The following is a 14,303-nucleotide window of genomic DNA, read 5'->3' as shown; positions in this document are numbered from 1 at the left end:
TGGGCGCTTTTTTCCCTATCCCCGCAATTCCTCCCACCCCCGCACCCCCGGACCCCGCCCCGCGGTCCGCGCCACCCGCCCACCCCCCCCGGGGGCCCCCCCCGGCCCGGGGGCCCCGCCCCCTACGCGGGCGAGGCGGCCCCTTCGTCCTACCGCTGCCCGGCCCGGTCGACGAGCTTGGTGACCACGCGGGTGAGGGAGTACATGACGGTCCCCACCGGGACGTTGTAGCGGGGGTCCTTGCCCTTCGTCGCGGAGATCGGGGCGTTGCGGCCGGTGTTGACCGTCCGCTGCGCCACCATCTGGTAGGTCGCCGGGTCCAGCAGGAACTGCTCGCCGGACCCGTGGGACAGCGCGATGGCGGACCGTCCGGCGCCGTCCTTGACGTTCCGGTCGACCTGGACGCCGGGGATCGCGGCCAGCACCCGGTAGAGCGCGGCCTGCGTCGCGGGCGGCATGGTGACCGGCGCGTCCCACAGCATCTGGGCGGCGACGCGGAAGGCCTGCCCGTCCCGGTCCTTGATCATCCGCTCCCGGGCGGGCGTGGCGTCCACCTCCTTGTAGACCAGGGCGCGCAGCTTCCGGGGGTCGCCGGGCAGCGACATCAGGCGGTCGGTCTCCGCCTTGGAGCTCTTGGCCCCCGCGCCCGTGTGGCGGTAGATCACCAGCTTGCCGTTCAGCAGGCTCGCGTCCTGCGAGCCGTCGAGCTTGATCCAGTCCTCCGAGTAGTGCGGCTTGGGGCCGTGCTCGGCGGTGGGCCCCATCTCGACCGCCCTGGTGTACCACCACTGGCCGGGGCGCGGCTTGACGGGCGGGCGCGCCTCGGCCGTCTGCGCGGCCTTGCCCAGCACCTGCGTGGCGCTCACCAGCTGGACGGCGGGCGGCCGCGGCGGGGCCGTCCCGTCACCGCCGCCGCCGACCACGGCCACCGCGCCCGCGGTGACGGCCGCGACCGTCACCGCCGAGGCGGCGATGCCCGCACGGTTGCGGAACCGTCGCCGCCGCCCCCTCGCGATGCCCCCGGTGATGAGGCCGTCCAGCGGCGGCTCCAGTCCTTCGGCGGTGCGGCGCATCGCCTCGGCCAGCCGGTCCTCCACCGCGTTCATTCCCGCTTCCCCCTGCATCTCGGCGTCCCCTTCCCGCGTCATCGGATGAGCTCCTCGAACTCCTCGCCCAGCGCCTCGCGGAGCCTGCCCAGCGCCCGCATGCTCCGGTTGCGCACCGCCCCGCCGCTCAGCCGCAGCGCGGACGCCACGTCCTCCACGCTCATGTCCTCCCAGTAGCGCAGGACCAGCACGGCGCGGTCCTGCGGGGGAAGCTGGGCGAGGCCGTTCAGCAGCGTCACGCGGAGCGCCTGGTCGGCGTCGGCGGAGGCCGTCTCGGGCAGTCGCCGCGACGGCGTCTCCTGGTTGCTGTGCTTGCGCACGTGCGACATGTAGGTGCGCATGAGCACGGTCCGCGCGTAGGCGGCCGGGTTGTCGGCGCGCTGCACGCGCCGCCACGACGCGTAGAGCTTTCCCAGCGTCGTCTGCACCAGGTCCTCGGCGAGGTGCCGGTCCCCGCACATCAGGCAGGCGGTGCGGAACAACGAGGCGCCGCGCGCGGCGGCGAATTCATGAAATCCATGCGGATCTTCGGCCATCGGGCCTTCCCAGCGTCGTCCATCGGTTCCGTCCCTACAGACGCCGCGAGCCGATCGCCTTGTCACAAACGAGAGGGGAGGGATTCGCCGCCGGCGGGCCCGCCCCCTTCGTTTCGCGAGCTCAGCCGGCGAATTCGATCCGGGCCTGTGGGGCGCGGTCGTCGAGGAGGGGGCGCCTCTCTGATCAAGATCGGCATCGTCCGCCGTCCCCATGCCAGGGGCGGCGCTCCGCCGTCATCCCTGGCTTTCCCCCGGGTCCGAACCGCGCAGGAAGCGCTCGCCGAGCGGCGTCAGCGCGTGGTGCACCGTCTTGCCCCGGCGCTCGCTGGTGATGAGACCGGCGCCGCGAAGGGCGGTGGCATGCTGGGACGCGGACGCCGCGCTGATCCGAAGCCGGGCCGCCAGCGCCCCCGTCGTGAGCTCCCGCTGCGCGCCGACCACCTGGATCACGGCCGCCCGCGTCCGGCCGAACACCTGCGGCAGGGCGTCGCGCCCGCCCGCCGCGCCGAACGGCCGCGACGCGGGCACCACCACGGCCGCCGGATCGTCGCCGGCGATCAGGACGCGCGGCTCGGTGACGAACGGCGAGAGGACGAACTGGACGCCCCGCCCCTGCAGGCGCACGTCGCCGTCGCGCAGCGTGTCGATCTCCAGAACCGGCGGCGCCCAGCGGATGCCGCCGTGCAGGCTCTCCAGCAGGCCGCCGATGCCGCGTTCGGCCATCGTCCGGGCATGACCACCGGCCTCGGCGGACAGATGGGCGCCCATACCGGACCACAGGTCGGCCAGCGCGACCCGGTGGAAGTCACGGAGCCCGCAGATGAGCGCCCGCATCGCCTCCGGGTCTCCGGCGGCCAGGCGGGACAGCCACGAAACCGGCGGCCGCGGACCGTACGTCCGCTCCAATTCCGCGCGGATGCGCCGCACGGGCGTGGACGCGACGGCGTCGAGCTCCGATTCGAACCCCGGCACATGCGTGTACGGCGTCAGGAAATCGGGGAGCAGGCGTCCGGGCGGGACCAGGTCGAGCAGCAGACGCGACGGGCCGGTGAGCCTCGTGCGCGTCCGCGCCCGCCACGGCCCGGGAACCGGTTCCGGCCCGGCGCCGCGCAGGGCCTGGGCGCCGAAAACGGTCTGGGCGATCGGCGAGAGGCCCGGGGTGATGCGGATCCGGGTGAGGTCCTCGTAGTCGAGCCAGAGCCGCAGCATGGCCGGAATTTACAACATTTAAGCTATTTCCAAAATCATTGCACCCGGGCCGGAGCCTCCTGGAAGGTGCGGGCATGAACCGCCTCCGCCTGTTGTGCCGCACCGTTCCGCTGATGGTGTTCGCCGCCCTTACCGCGATCGCGCTGCCCGCCCGCGCCGATGTCCGTGAGGGCGACATCGACGGAGTTCCCTACCGCGTCGAGGTCCCCGCCCACTGGAACGGGACGCTTCTCCTGTGGAGCCACGGCGCGTACAGCCTGGAGTCCCCCGCGCCGTCGGACATCGCACTGACCAACCACCCGGCCACAAAGCAGTGGCTGCTCGACCACGGATACGCGCTCGCGGGCTCGCAGTTCCGCGTTCCGCGCGGCTGGGGCGTGGTCGAGTCGGGCCTGAAGGACCAGATGGACCTGCTCGACTGGTTCACCGCGAACATCGGCGAGCCCCGGCGCACCATCTCGGCGGGCGCGTCCGCCGGCGGCCTCACCGCCGTTTTGCTGGCGGAACGCAACCCACGCCGCTTCGCCGGCGTCGCCTCCGTCTGCGGAGTCCTCGGCGGCACGACCGGCCACTTCAACAGCGCCCTCGACGCGAACTTCGCGATCAGGACACTGCTCGCGCCCGCGCTCGACCTGGTCCGCATCAAGGACCCGCAGACGAACACGACCAACGCCCGCCGCGCACTGGGAGCCGCCCTCGACGACCCCCGCGGGCGCGCTCGCCTCGCCCTCGCCGCCGCGCTCGCCGACATCCCCGGCCGCTACGCCTCGCGCGCACCGGCACCCGACACGGTCGCCGGCCAGGTGGAACAGCAGACCTACTACGCCGCCTACGACCGAGGCGCCTTCTGGGGCCTCAACCGCACCGACATCGAGCAGCGAGCCGACGGCAACCCGTCCTGGAACACGGGTGTGGACTACCGGACGCTCCTGGCCCGCTCCACCCAGAAGCAGCTGGTGAAACGCGCCTACCGCGAAGCCGGCCTGAGCCTTCGCCAGGACCTCGCCCGCCTCAACGCAGCCCCCCGGGTCGAGGCCGATCCCACGGCCGTCCGCTATCTCGACCGCTACGGCACCCCCACCGGCCGCACCCCCTGGCCAGTGGTGACCCTGCACACGACCGGCGACGGCAACGTCCCCCCGGAGAACCAGAGCTGGTACGCCGCCCAGGTCCGCCGGGCGGGCAACCCGGCCGACCTGAAGCAGCTGTACGTCGACCGCGGCTACCACTGCGCCTTCACCGCCTCCGAAGAGATCACGACCCTCCGGACCCTCCTGACCCGAATGAACACCCGCCACTGGCCGACCACCCGGCCGGCCGCGCTGAACAGCGCCGCGACCGAGCTCGGCCCCGACTACCAGACCGTCTTCGACACAGACCCCGAACCGGGCCTGCACCCGACGAGCCCGTCCTTCACCCGCCACCACCCAGGACCGTACCTACGCCCATAGCCACAAGTCAGAGGCCATGATCCGCGGGGGCGAGCCATGGCCTCTGACCTGCTCCCGGCCGCGGCCCTGCACATGCAGGTCCTGGTCCCGGGAGGCATCGGCGGCGTGGCGAGCGGTCTTCTACCGGGCGCGTGCGTGTCGGCGCTCGCCCAGCGTCGACCAGGTCATCGCCATGAGCGCGGCGAGCGTGCCCGCCGGAGGCGCTCACATCAGGAAGAGGTGGCTCGGTCTGTCGGCGCAGCGTTCTCCAGGGTGCGGCCATAGGATGGCGCGCCGTGGACCTGACAGCCGAACACCGTGATTCGCCCATCACCGAGGCGGGGCACTCGCCCGTTCCCGCCGTCTTCGGACTTGCCGGTCGGCCCTGCCCGCTGTGCGGCGAACGCGTCAGCCAGGCGACGCAGGCGGCCGACGACCTTCAGGTGCTTCGGCCCTGCGGGTGCGTGGTCTAGCGGCCCCGGGCGGCCACCGGGGCCTGGATGAAGGCCGGGTCTTCTTTGGCGCGGGCGGGGCGCCGCGTGGAGCCGCTTTTGCGTGCTCGGGGTAGACGGTCCATGTGACCGGGCTTGATTATTCGGCCGCGTTCGATGCGTTGCCCGTTGCGTGCGCGGTGCTGTCGCCGGAACTGGTGTACGTCTCGGTGAACCGGGCTTATGAGCGCGTTGTGGAGCGTGAGCGGGGGCAGCTTTTGGGCCGTCGGATCTACGAGCTGTTCCCCGGCGGACGCCTCGGCGACATTGTCGGCGACCTGCTGGAACTGGCGCGTCTGGAGGGCGGCGCGCCCTTTGTGACCGAACCGGTCGACCTGTCGGCACTGGTGGCCGCCGAGGTCGAACGCGCCGACCCGGCCTGCCGCACCGTCGTCGACATCGCCCCCGGCGTCATGGTCGAGGGCTCGCCGGTCCGCTTAGCCCGGGTGCTGGCCAACCTGCTGGGCAACGCCGACCGGCACGCCGTTCCAGCGCTTCTACCGCCGCGCCGACACCCGGCGCAGCGACCCCGACGGCACCGGCCTCGGCCTGCCCATCGCCCGCCATATCGCCCGCGCCCACCACGGTGACCTGCACGTCGCCGACCACCCCCAGGGAACCCGCATGCTCCTCCGCTTGCCCTGCACATCACCCTGATCACTTGGCGACCCGTCTTCTTCCGCCGCACGTCGGTGCGGAGAGATTCCGTTGCTCAGGCTTGGCGCACTGCTGCTTCATCCCGGTGTCCTGCGTCCCTTTGACGGCCTCTCATCCGAAGCGCGACCCACTACTGGCCGAACACCGGCCAGGTCGGTGCCCCTGCCGGACCTGCTCGTCGTCATGGCAGTGGTCGTGGGTGCCGGTCAGTTGCTGGCGTGGGCGGTGTTGTCGAGCCAGTGCTGGGCGAGGTCGGCGTCGCCGTCAACGCTGATCTCGTGGGCTGGGCCGTCGGCGAGGGGGAGTCGCCGGGTCAAGGTCAGCAGCAGCGCTTGCGCCGGGCCGCTCACCGTCACATCGGCCTGCCCGGTTCCAGGCCGCCACCCGGCTCCGTCGGGCCGCCTTTCGACGAACCAGGCGTCCGCGCCATCGGTGGCGTCGGTGGCCAGCCACTGCAGAGTCTGCCCGGTGCCGCGGAGGGCGTGGGCCGACTTCGGCCGCTGCATCGCCCACGTGGGCGAGGTGAGCATCGTGAGGTGGTTGCCGATGAGCGCGGCTGCGATGTCGGGGTCGACCTCGGTCTCCCGGTCCGCCGCGGTGGCCGCGTCGAAGCCGGGGACGACCGCCTCGTTGAGCATGCTGGACATCCAGAACCGTCCGCCGGACCGCTGGTCCCCGGAGGCGTTGAACACCTGCGCCGCCAGCGCCTCGTCGGAGCACGCGTCCGCGACCCGCTGCGGACCGCCACGGGAGTCGGCTCGGTTTCCGATCTGGGCGCGGCACGGACGAGACCGGCACGCCCGGGCTGTTTCCTGGAATGATCACGGGTGACAGACACGCTTGTTCTTCTGATCAGAGGTGTGCCGATGGATCCGCTGCAGCCGGGTGATCCGCGCCAGGTCGGGCCGTACCGGCTGACCGGCCGGCTGGGTGCGGGTGGGATGGGGCAGGTCTACCTGGGGGTTTCCCCCGGCGGCCGGAAGGTCGCGGTGAAGGTGATCCGGACCGAGCACGTTTCCAGTCCGCGGTTCCGGGCGCGGTTCGCACGGGAGGTGCAGGCCGCGCAGCGGGTAGGCGGATTCCATACCGCGCCGGTGGTCGATGCCGACCCCGATGCCGAGTCGCCGTGGCTGGTGACCGCGTTCATCCCCGGTCCGTCCCTGCACCAGGTCGTCGGCCGCCAGGGCCCGCTGGAGGCGGGGGCGGCGCGCGAGCTGGGAGCCGGGCTGGCCGAGGGGCTGGCCGCGATCCACGCCTGCGGGGTGGTGCATCGGGACCTGAAGCCGGGCAATGTGATCATGGCTGAGGACGGGCCGCGGATCATCGACTTCGGCATCGCCCGCCCGGCCGACGCCGGCTCCTTGACGTCGGCCGGCGTCGTCATCGGCACGTTCGCCTACATGTCGCCCGAACAGGTGCGCGGAGAGCGGGCCGGGCCGGCCGGCGACGTGTTCTCACTGGGGTGCGTGCTGATCTACGCCGCCACCGGGCGGGGGCCGTTCGACGCCCCGACCATTCCCGCGATCGTGTACCGCATCATCAACGAGGAACCCGGCCTGGACGGAATCCCCGGCGACCTGCGCGAGCTGATCGGCGCGTGCTTGGCCAAATCGCCCGCCGACCGTCCCGGAGCCAAAGAGATCCTCGACCGGCTCGGCACTCACGCAACCGACCCGACCGCTGCCGTTGCGGCTGCCGACGCACGGACGGTGACGTCACCGGCCGACCGGCCGGTCACCGCGGAAAGGCCGGCCCCGTCCCGACCGGCGCTTCGTCACCCGCCGACGGTTCCGACGGCCACCGCCACCCGCACGGAGACCGAGGACGGCGGTGCCGGGCCGGTCGACCCCGCACGGACACCCGCGCCCGCACGCAGCACCCTTCCGCGACGCGCCTTGATTCTCGGCGCGCTCGGCACGGCCGGCCTCGGCGCCGTGTCCTATCCGGTGATCCGCCGGCTCGAAGCCGATCACCCCATCGCCACCATCGACAGCGACAGCTTCCCGGTGGTGTTCAGCCCCGACGGTCGCACCCTGGCCACCGGCAGCACCGATGGGCCCCTGCGGCTGTGGGATGTGGCGACCCGACACAACACCGCGACCCTCACCGGCCATACCGACATCGTCGGCGCGCTGGCGTTCAGCCCCGACGGCAGGACCCTGGCCAGCGGCAGCGCCGACCGCACCGTGCGACTGTGGGACGTGGCGGCCAGGCGCAACACCGCCACCCTCGGCGACAAAAGCGACGCGAGCTCTGTTGCGTTCAGTCCTGACGGCAAGCTCCTGGCCACCGGCGGCACGGAGGAGACCGTGCGGCTGTGGGACGTGGCGACCGGAAGAACCACCGCCACCCTCACCAGCGACCCCGGCAGCGTCGACTACGTCCAGTCGGTGGCGTTCAGCCCCGACGGCCGGACCCTGGCCAGCGGCAGCTCCAAGGGGACCGTGCAACTGTGGGACATGACGACCCGGCGCAGCACCGCCGCACTCGAGCACGGAAGCGGCGTCAGCTCGGTGGCGTTCAGTCCGGACGGCCGCACCCTGGCCACCGGTGACGACAAGGGCATCGTGCGGCTGTGGGACGCGGCGACTCGACACAACACCGCCACACTCACCAGCCATCACAGAAAGCCCGAGAACATCGACTCGGTGGCGTTCAGCCCCGACGGCCGTACTTTGGCCACCGGTGTCGGCGGCAACCAAAGAACCGTGCGGCTATGGGACATGGCGACCCGACACAATACCGCCACGCTCGGTCACGAAGATGGCGACGTCGTCTCGGTGGCGTTCAGCCCCGACGGCAAGACCCTGGCCAGCAGCTGTCCCGCCGACAAGAAAGTGCGGCTCTGGAAGGTCGGGTGACTCTCATCGCGCGAACCTGTGCCGCCCTTCCGCCAACCTCATAGCCCGAGTCACGGGCCGTCGCTCAGCGCACGTCCACGTAGTCGGTGGGCTTGTTGGAGGCGAGGTAGGCGGAGCTGCCCTTGTAGGCGGCCATCCAGGTGCCGTCCTTGGACGCCTTGAAGGTCTTGCTGAACCATCCGCTGCTCGCGGTCTTCACCACGGCCACCTGCGTCCAGGTGCCGGAGCCCTTTGATTGGAAGTACAGGTAAACGGATGCGCCCGGCCCCGGCAGCTTCTTGTCCAAGTACCGGAACAACTGCCCCTTGACCGTGATGGTCTTCCCCTTCGCCACCGGCTCCGGAGAAGCGTTGAAGCCGGCGATGGACGTCCCGTACCGCACGTCGACATAGACCGGGTTGCTGGAGAGCGCCATGTAGGCGGAGCTGCCCGCGTACCGGACCCGCCAGTACCCGTCTTGCTTGGCCGCTCCGGTGGTCAGGCGGAACAATCCGTTGGACGTCGTCTTGCCGCTTCCAGCCGCAGCCCACCCCGTCTTTCCGTTCGCGGAGAACTCCGCGACGAGCGGTGCGCCCGCGATCGCCAGCGCGCCCGGAAGGGAGCCCAGCCTGCCGCTGATGGAGAGCGCCTGACCGTAACGCCCCGGGTTCGGCGTCAGCTTCAGGTCGTTGATGACGCTGTCGCGCCGGACGTCCAGCGTGCCCGCCGCGGTCCGGGCGTCCTCAAGGAAGGGATCGCCGCTCGCGACGACCGTGAGCGGCCCCGTCCTGTCGGCCGCGAAGCGTGAGGTGAACGTGCCGTCCGCCGCCGTCGGCCCCAGAGGGACGTTCTCCACGGTGGTGCCCGAACCGACGACCGCCGTGAGCTGCACACCCGGCGCGGGCACCAGGCCCGCCGCGCCGTGCCTCAGCAGCGTCCTCTGGACCGTCACATCGGTGCCGGTCGCCACGGGTTGCGGCGTCGTCAGTCGCGCGGACAGCTCCGTCGCCTGCTTCGCGACGGTGACGCCGGTCACCTGGCCGGTCGCGCAGTTTTGCCCGTCCGCCACGTAAGAAGCGGTCACCGGGAATCGGCCTTGCGACGTGAACGTGAAGGATCCGTCCGGGCCCGCCTGCGTGGTGAAAGCACCGCCGTCGCCGTTGATGTGGGCGTCGGGCACCGGTTCGGGGGTGGCCTCACGCGACTTCTGCACCATGAGGCGACCGTGGACGGTGACGTCCGAGTGGTCCGCGTCGATGACCGACGGTTCGGTGACGAGGTCGGTGATGCTCGTCTCGTAGCAGTCGTTGAAATTGGCCCACGTGCTCGCGGTCGCCCCGTCCGCCGTCTTGACCTGCGCGTTCACGTAGTTGGCGCGCGGATGCCGCACGATGTCGGTGTGGTACTCGGCCTGCCACGTGCCGTCATGGTCGGTCCCGGCGACCCGCGTGAACCGGACGGTGTCGTACGCCGCGCCCGCGGTGGTCGGATAGTGCAGGCTCGCCGTGACGTCGGTGACGCCGCTGGCGGACTTCGCCGTGAGGGTGAGCACGACCACCCGGTCAGGGGCGAGGCGATCGAGGGTCGCGGTCAGCTTGATGTCCGTCGCGTCCGCGCGGGCGGCGGCCGGGACGAACGCGGTCGATGTCACCAGCACGGCGGCGACCAGGAAGGACGACTTACGGTGCACGGAAGGTATCTCTCCCCGAAGCGATCAAGAAATGACCGGCGAGGAGGGGACGCCCAAGATCCTCGACCGGTTGCCCGGTGGAGGAGTCCCACTGATCACATTTCGATCACCGGCTCTTGATCGGAAGCCGTCCGCTGCCATGCGTGGCCGAACGGATGCGGCCGCCTCGGCGACGTCCTGAAGACCGAGGCGGTCAACACCGGCGAGCCCGCCAAGAGGCGCCCCCCGGCCGAATGACGGCGGGGCGTATCGCGTTTCCACAGGTGGCATTCAAGTGATCTGCGGAAACGCGACACGTTTTGTGGTGCGCGGAGCGGCCGGACGTGCCGCCGATCAGCTACCTGTCGCCGATATCGAATGGGTGGCGCTGGCGAGGACGGCTGCCGGGCCGGTGGGCGGGACGTGGGTGGCGAACTCCCAGAGGCGGTCACCGGAGAAACGCGTGTAGTAGCGCTTGGGGCCCAGTCCGAAGAAGACCTGGTCGGGCCGGAACCAGACATCGGGGCGTATCGCCGTGTAGGTCTCCGACTGGATGGAGACGCTGACGACCAGAGCTCCACCGTCAGCCGTTTTGAGTGCGTAGACCGGTTGGGGCCGGGCCTTCCAGCTCGTGCCGCCCGACCACCGGTTTCCGCTGTTGGTTCTGTTCACCGACTTGGCCCAGCTCTTGCCGAGCTGCGAGGTGAGCGGTCCCGGGGCGAACCCGGGGGCGGGACGCTTGCCGAGCGCCGCCGCGCTCAGGTAGTCGGAGATCTTGGTCCCGACACCGAGGGCGGCTCCCGCCGTGACGGCCGTCGCCGAGCCGTCGGCGTTGCGGGCGATCGCCGGGAACTTCTGGCCCTTCGCCAGCCACGGGCCGGCGGTCGCCTTGTACGAGCCGCCTCCGGTGTCGAGGAACACGAGCATCTCGGTCTCCCCGCCATCGGTCGACTTCGCCGTCACGGCGAACCACGCGGGGCCCGTGGTGTGCGGAATGAAGAACTGGGCGTCCCGGTAGAAGAAGGCGGGAATCTTCTTTTCCTGCTTGGCCCGGATGCGCTTGTTGCCCGCCAGATCGACTTCGAGCATGGGGCCGGTCTCGTTGGAGCGCAGCAGCGCGTCGGAGACCCGCGCGTTCGCCTGGTTGTTGACCTTCTGGTAGTTGGCGAAAATGGCCTTGGCCTGAGCTTCGGTAACCGGCGTGACGGCGGGCGGCCGGCTCGGCGAGGTCGGGGAACCGGTCGCGTGCTTGTGCCCGTCGGCGGCACTGGTGCCGCACCCGGCGGCGAGCGTTCCGAGGACGGCGGCCCCCAGGACGACATGAAGTCGAACTCTCGGCGGCTGCTTCGCGTCTGGCACCTCGTGCTCCCGTCTTGCCGGGCCGCACGTGGTCGCCGGCCTCCAGGGATGACAGTGCGCGTGTTGGAGCAGGTCGCAACCGGTGAGGCGTCGTGGCCTCCCTCACGAACCGGCCCCTCGTCGTCCGCCAAGCCATGAATGGCGCTGGCCGACTGCCCGTCCCCACCGCTCGATTGCTGGCAAGCGTCGATGGGGGAGGCGATCGGCGCGACGTCCTGGGCCGCACCTGTGGGCGCCGCGCTCGGCCTCGCCTGGGCCCCTGGGACAACGACGACGCCCCAGCCGTCGCGCTTGAGGCCGCTTGGCGATCTCGACCTCGGACAGGGAACGGGACCGGGCCACCTCATGGGGGTGCGGCAGCGCGTGCCCGACCGACCGCGCCGTACCGACCAGGCGGCAGACGCGAGCGCCGGCATCTCGACGCGCACCTAGTGAGGTTCGTTGGACGAATCCACTTGCGCAATGGTCAAGAGTCGTTGACCATTGGGGGCGTGTCCACTGATGATCTTCCTGAGACGTTCCACGTCACCACTGAGGAGCAGCTGCGCGCCGTCTCCAACCTCACGCGTCACCGGATCATGGCCGTGCTCCGCTTCGAGCCGGCGACGATCACTCAGATCGCCCAGCGAGTGGGCCTGGCGAAGGGGAGTTCCAGCTATCACGTGCGGCTGCTGGAGCGGGCCGGCCTGGTGAAGGTGGTGCGGACGCGGAAGGTGAGAGGGGTCACCGAGCGGTACTACGCGATGGCCGCGCGGTCGATCGAGCTGCCCGACCCCGGGCCGGGGCAGCCGGACGTGCTGCTGCGCAATGCGGTGGCGGACCTGGAGGCGTCGCCGGCCGATGGCGAGCGGCACGTGCGGATGGCGCATCTGCGGCTCACCGATGAGCAGCTCACCGAGCTCGGGGCGCGGCTTCAGGCCCTGGCGGACGAGTACCGGACGCTGTCGGATCCATCGCTCCCCGACGCGTCGCTGGTGTTCGCACTGTTCAGGCCGGCTCAGCGCCGGCAGGTCGAGGGGGACGCCCAGTGACACCGGACCCGACCGATGACGTGACCAAGCCGCCGACCGGGTTCGGACGGCTCTGGACCGCGCAAACGGTGTCCTCGCTCGGTGACGGGGTGACGCACGCCGCGCTGCCGCTGATCGCGTTGACCACGACGCGGGACCCGATGGCTCTGGCCGTTGTCACGGCCGCAGGGACGCTCCCGTGGCTGCTGTTCGGAGTGCTCGGCGGTGCGCTGGTGGACCGCTGGGACCGCCGCCGGACGATGTGGGTCACCGACACGGCGCGCGCGGTGCTGCTCGCGGTCTTGGCGGCCGCGGCCGCGCTCGACATGCTGAGCGTCCCGCTGCTGTCGGCCGCCGCCTTCCTGCTCGCCCTCGGCGGGCTCTTCTTCGACACCGCCGCCACGGCCTATCTGCCGGACCTGCTCGGCCGCGACCCCGCCCTCCTCGAACGTGCCAACTCCCGCCTGCGCGGCGCCCAGACCGCCGCGTCAGGCCTCGCCGGACCACCTGCGGGCAGTGCGCTGCTCGCGCTCGGGCGGGCGGTTCCCCTGCTCGCCGACGCGGTGTCGTTCGCGTTCTCCGCACTCCTGGTGCGGTCGCTGCCCGTCGTGCCGCGGCCTACCGCAGGTGCTCGCGAGTCACTGCTCCGCCAAGCGCGGGCCGGGGCCGCCCATGTCTTCCATGATCGGCTGCTGCTCGGCCTCGCGCTGCGTCCGGCGGTCGGGAACGTCGCCTTCCTCGCCGTGGAGACCGTCCTGGCTCTGTTCGCCCACGAGCGCCTCGGCATCGAGACCTCCGGTTTCGGTCTGCTCCTCGCGGCGGAGGCCGCCGGTGGCCTGCTCGGCGCGGGCATCGCCTCGCGCCTCGGCCGGCTGCTCGGCACCGGTACCGCGCTGACCTGCACGGCCACGGTCGAGGGCCTGGCCATCCTGGGACTCGCCGCCGCCCCGAACCCGTACGCGGCCGGGCTCGCGCTCGCCGTCTGCGGGGCGGGAATGGGCGCCACGATGGTGCTCGGCCCGTCGCTCAGGCAGGTGATCGTCCCGGCCCACCTGATCGGCCGGGTCGCCTCCACCTCACGCATGCTCGCCATGTGCGCGGCCCCGTTCGGCGCCTTCCTCGGCGGCTGGCTGGCCACCACCTACGACCTGCGCACCCCGCTCTACGCCGCCGCCGGCCTCCTGCTGGCCATGACCGCCTTCACGGCCACCATGACCAGCAACCGCCGAGTCGAGACGGCACTACGCAACGCCGCCTCGAACAGCGGACCGGGCCACCCGGCACCCGAGGATCCCCTTCGGGAAAGCGCACCCGAACCGCAGCATCCCGCGGAGGCGACGGCGCACTGAAGCTCGTGAGCACGAAGCACCATGGACGGTGCCGACCGTCGTCGGTGCCGTGGGGTAGGCCCCGGCGACCCTCTCCCAGACCCGCACGACATCGAGCTACCGCCTCCGCGAAGCCGGACACCGGATCAGCGCCGCACCGAGGCTGTATGGGCCGCGTATCCCGTCAGCACCCTGCGGGACTTGAACCGAGTGGGCCGTCCCCCCGGGGCCACCGGCGCCGCCGCGCATCCCGTGCTCGACGACCCGCTCGCCCTCGCTCTGCTAGTCGTGTTGCCAGCGGTCGGAGAGCAGCAGGTCACCGCGCTGGCGGAACGGCTGCCGGGCCGCGGACATGTCCAGCCAACTCCCAGAGAGTGGCCACGGCTGATCGCAGAGCGCGGTATCCGTTCGGACGGGACTCGATGGAGTTCCGCTGATCGTTGGCGCCCGAGTCTGTTACCTCCCCGGAGCCGGGCCGCTGTCAACCAGAGCGTTGCGTGGCCGCCTGCGTTCCCGTCCCTGGACGCGACGAACCCCGCTCTCGTCCGGGGACGGGAGCGGGGTTCGCGAGTTGGGGGGAGCCGGGGGCGTCTGGTTAGGGATCCGTCCTGGCGGGGTCGGGTCATCCGAGGGGCTTGGGGGCGCCCTTGGTGCCGGCGCCGTGGCCC

General features: G+C 71.5%; 11 protein-coding genes and 1 pseudogene. 6 read left to right on the top strand and 6 right to left on the bottom strand.

Features of this window, described 5'->3' with window-relative positions; all coding sequences use genetic code 11:
• Nucleotides 1-149 precede the first annotated feature (149 nt).
• From ABT299_RS50490 to ABT299_RS50480, 3 genes are all read right to left on the bottom strand, one after another.
• Nucleotides 150-1,148, bottom strand: coding sequence for a CU044_5270 family protein (locus ABT299_RS50490; RefSeq protein ID WP_500255216.1), 999 nt, complete (start codon nucleotides 1,146-1,148; stop codon nucleotides 150-152).
• Complete coding sequence (locus ABT299_RS50485) at nucleotides 1,145-1,642, bottom strand: SigE family RNA polymerase sigma factor (RefSeq protein ID WP_190861175.1); 498 nt, start codon at nucleotides 1,640-1,642, stop codon at nucleotides 1,145-1,147. Before ABT299_RS50485 ends, ABT299_RS50490 begins: the two co-directional genes overlap by 4 nt.
• Before the next feature lie 234 nt (nucleotides 1,643-1,876).
• Nucleotides 1,877-2,851, bottom strand: coding sequence for an ArsR/SmtB family transcription factor (locus ABT299_RS50480; protein WP_500255215.1), 975 nt, complete (start codon nucleotides 2,849-2,851; stop codon nucleotides 1,877-1,879).
• 74 nt (nucleotides 2,852-2,925) lie between these two features.
• Here ABT299_RS50480 and ABT299_RS50475 point away from each other — a divergent pair, with 74 nt between their 5' ends.
• From ABT299_RS50475 to ABT299_RS50465, 3 genes and pseudogenes are all read left to right on the top strand, one after another.
• Complete coding sequence (locus tag ABT299_RS50475; protein ID WP_500255214.1) at nucleotides 2,926-4,302, top strand: prolyl oligopeptidase family serine peptidase; 1,377 nt, start codon at nucleotides 2,926-2,928, stop codon at nucleotides 4,300-4,302.
• 556 nt (nucleotides 4,303-4,858) lie between these two features.
• Nucleotides 4,859-5,362 (top strand): PAS domain-containing protein, encoded by a 504-nt coding sequence (locus ABT299_RS50470; RefSeq protein WP_500255213.1) that lies wholly within the window; start codon nucleotides 4,859-4,861, stop codon nucleotides 5,360-5,362.
• A pseudogene (locus ABT299_RS50465) lies at nucleotides 5,319-5,429 on the top strand (hypothetical protein); the annotation flags it as partial. The gene ABT299_RS50470 and the pseudogene ABT299_RS50465, both read left to right, overlap by 44 nt.
• Nucleotides 5,430-5,635: 206 nt before the next feature.
• On the opposite strand, the gene ABT299_RS50460 reads toward ABT299_RS50465, so the two are convergent.
• Complete coding sequence (locus tag ABT299_RS50460) at nucleotides 5,636-6,076, bottom strand: hypothetical protein (RefSeq protein WP_500255212.1); 441 nt, start codon at nucleotides 6,074-6,076, stop codon at nucleotides 5,636-5,638.
• Between the two features lie 219 nt (nucleotides 6,077-6,295).
• Here ABT299_RS50460 and ABT299_RS50455 point away from each other — a divergent pair, with 219 nt between their 5' ends.
• Nucleotides 6,296-8,290, top strand: coding sequence for a WD40 repeat domain-containing serine/threonine protein kinase (locus ABT299_RS50455; RefSeq protein WP_500255211.1), 1,995 nt, complete (start codon nucleotides 6,296-6,298; stop codon nucleotides 8,288-8,290).
• A gap of 64 nt (nucleotides 8,291-8,354) precedes the next feature.
• On the opposite strand, the gene ABT299_RS50450 is transcribed toward ABT299_RS50455, so the two are convergent.
• Both ABT299_RS50450 and ABT299_RS50445 read right to left on the bottom strand, forming a co-directional pair.
• Nucleotides 8,355-9,959 carry a hypothetical protein gene (locus ABT299_RS50450; protein WP_500255210.1) on the bottom strand — a complete coding sequence of 535 codons (1,605 nt, stop codon included), beginning with the start codon at nucleotides 9,957-9,959 and terminating at the stop codon, nucleotides 8,355-8,357.
• A 333-nt stretch (nucleotides 9,960-10,292) separates the two neighbouring features.
• Complete coding sequence (locus ABT299_RS50445; protein WP_500255209.1) at nucleotides 10,293-11,297, bottom strand: DUF8094 domain-containing protein; 1,005 nt, start codon at nucleotides 11,295-11,297, stop codon at nucleotides 10,293-10,295.
• A gap of 491 nt (nucleotides 11,298-11,788) precedes the next feature.
• Between ABT299_RS50445 and ABT299_RS50440 the strand changes: the two genes are divergently transcribed.
• Both ABT299_RS50440 and ABT299_RS50435 read left to right on the top strand, forming a co-directional pair.
• Nucleotides 11,789-12,328 carry an ArsR/SmtB family transcription factor gene (locus ABT299_RS50440; RefSeq protein ID WP_500255208.1) on the top strand — a complete coding sequence of 180 codons (540 nt, stop codon included), beginning with the start codon at nucleotides 11,789-11,791 and terminating at the stop codon, nucleotides 12,326-12,328.
• Entirely contained in the window at nucleotides 12,325-13,656 is a 1,332-nt protein-coding gene (locus ABT299_RS50435; protein ID WP_500255207.1) for an MFS transporter, read from the top strand. Before ABT299_RS50440 ends, ABT299_RS50435 begins: the two co-directional genes overlap by 4 nt.
• Nucleotides 13,657-14,303 lie beyond the last annotated feature (647 nt).

Origin of the sequence: Spirillospora sp. NPDC000708 (genome assembly GCF_040299565.1) — a bacterium.
In the GTDB taxonomy this organism is placed as follows: domain Bacteria; phylum Actinomycetota; class Actinomycetes; order Streptosporangiales; family Streptosporangiaceae; genus Spirillospora.
This window is presented reverse-complemented; position numbering and strand designations above follow the sequence as displayed.